The 1,934-nt window shown below is 76.2% G+C and carries 3 protein-coding genes and 1 pseudogene; 2 read left to right on the top strand and 2 right to left on the bottom strand.

The features are described from left to right. Positions 1-346 (bottom strand): DAK2 domain-containing protein (locus tag IDM29_RS17740; RefSeq protein WP_188037821.1); only part of this gene is annotated, 346 nt, incomplete at its 3' end. Between the two features lie 213 nt (positions 347-559). On the opposite strand from IDM29_RS17740, the gene rpmB reads away from it, so the two are divergent. Together rpmB and IDM29_RS16530 are read left to right on the top strand one after the other, a co-directional pair. Continuing rightward, complete coding sequence (rpmB, locus tag IDM29_RS16535; protein WP_182111544.1) at positions 560-751, top strand: 50S ribosomal protein L28; 192 nt, start codon at positions 560-562, stop codon at positions 749-751. Between the two features lie 151 nt (positions 752-902). Continuing rightward, entirely contained in the window at positions 903-1,424 is a 522-nt protein-coding gene (locus tag IDM29_RS16530) for a GNAT family N-acetyltransferase (protein WP_182111545.1), read from the top strand. 75 nt (positions 1,425-1,499) lie between these two features. Here IDM29_RS16530 and IDM29_RS16525 read toward each other — a convergent pair. Continuing rightward, a pseudogene (locus tag IDM29_RS16525) lies at positions 1,500-1,934 on the bottom strand (thiamine-phosphate kinase); the annotation flags it as partial.

Below are 1,934 nucleotides of genomic sequence, written 5' to 3'. Positions count from 1 at the left end.
CGGCCGGGTCGGGGGCGCGGACCGGCGCGCCCTCGCCGCCCTCCGGAGCGACCAGGGCGCCCAGCAGCCCGCGCAGGTACTGGCTCACGATGACGCCCGAGCTCCCGCGGGCACCGACGAGGGCGCCGCGCAGCAGCGCGCGTGCGCAGGCGTGGACCCCGGGGCCGCCGGCGTCGGCGCCGCGGGTCGCCTCGGCGAGGGTCAGCAGGAGGTTCGTCCCCGTGTCGCCGTCGGGCACGGGGAAGACGTTGAGGTCGTCGAGCTCCTGGCTCGCGGCCCGCAGCTGCGCCGTGGCGCTCCGGGACCACGCGCGCAGCAGCGCGGCGTCGACGACGACGGTCCTCACCGCACCTCCCGCCGCCGACCTGCCTGACGCTGCCCCATCCGCGCACGCGACCCGTCCGTTTGGGACGGGCCCCGCGATCGGATACCCTATCGAGGTTGCCCGGCCACGCCCGGGCGCCGAGAGCGTGCCCGAACCGGGCGCCTCGGCCCGGACATCGAACTCGTCGCCCTCCTCGTGAGCGCGCGGCGTGCACTGACGATCAGGAGAGAGAACGTGGCTGCCAACTGCGACGTCTGCGGCAAGGGCCCGGGCTTCGGGCACAGCATCTCGCACTCCCACCGCCGCACCAAGCGTCGTTGGAACCCGAACATCCAGCGCGTGCGCGCTGTCGTGGCGGGTGCCCCCAAGCGGGTGCACGTGTGCACCTCGTGCCTCAAGGCCGGCAAGGTGCAGCGCCCCGCCTGACCCCCGACACACCGACGCCCGCGGACGAGACCGTCCGCGGGCGTCGTCGTGTCCGGCACCGGGCGGGCACGCGCGGCACGACACGCCAAGAGGTGCCCAAGACTCGATCATGGCGTGGCATTGTGCGCGCACAGGTGGCAGGGTGGCGCCCATGGTGGAAGACCTCAACGAAGTCCTCGTCCGACCGGCCACGGCCCGGGACGCCGACGCCATCGCGGCCGTCCATGTCGCCTCGCTCCGGCAGGCCTACGCGGACGTCGTCCCGGCGGAGTACCTGGCCGGTCTCGACGTCGCCGCCCGCGCCGCGACGTGGGCCGATCGCCTGACCACGCCCCGGGAGGGCACCAGGACCTGGGTCGCCGAGGAGGAGGGACGCGTCGTCGCGTTCGCCTCCCTGGGCCCGAGCCTCGACGAGGACGCCGAGCGCACGACGCTCCAGATCCACTACATCTACCTCGAGCCCGGCTCCTGGGGGCAGGGCATCGCGCGCGAGCTCATGCGGACGCTCCTCGCGGAGGTCCCCGACGGAGCGGCCGTCACGCTGTGGGTGCCGGACGTCAACGAGCGCGCCGCCCACTTCTACCGGCGCAACGGCTTCGCGCGCGACGGCGTGGAGCGCCTGGAGGACGTCGGTGGCACGCAGCTCACCGAGGTCCGCTACCGCCGCGGCTGACGGCCCGACGGAGCACCTGGGAGGCCATCGACGGAACGCCACCGCGCGCGACGGCGTGCGCGGTGGCGCAGCCGGCTAGCCGCCGAAGTGGTCCCAGCCCGTGGGGCCCCGCACGGCGGCACCCTCGACGGTCACGCTGCCGGCCGGCGCGCCGGGCGTCGGGGCCGTGACCCGTCCGACCGGACGGAACGGCGCGGGAACCGCCCCACCCGCGGGGAACGCCGCGAGCAGGCCGTGGTCCTCACCGCCGGCCAGCAGCCAGTCGCGCACGTCGACGCCCAGCTTTCGGGCGGCCGCCGCGAGGGCGACGGCGTCCTCGCCGAAGGCGACGAGCGGGTCGTCCAGGTCGACCACGACGCCGCTCGCACGCGCGAGCCGGCCCGCGTCACGCACGAGCCCGTCCGAGACGTCGAGCATGGCCGTCGCGCCGGCCCGGGCGGCCGCCGGCCCGGCCGCGAGCGGCGAGACCGGTCGCAGGTGCGCCTCGACGAGCGCCGGGTGGGCCCTGGC

Origin of the sequence: Actinotalea sp. JY-7885 (assembly GCF_014525465.1) — a bacterium.
Taxonomy (GTDB): domain Bacteria; phylum Actinomycetota; class Actinomycetes; order Actinomycetales; family Cellulomonadaceae; genus Actinotalea.
The sequence above is the reverse complement of the archived record's forward strand: the minus strand, read 5'-3'. Positions and strand labels throughout refer to the sequence as shown.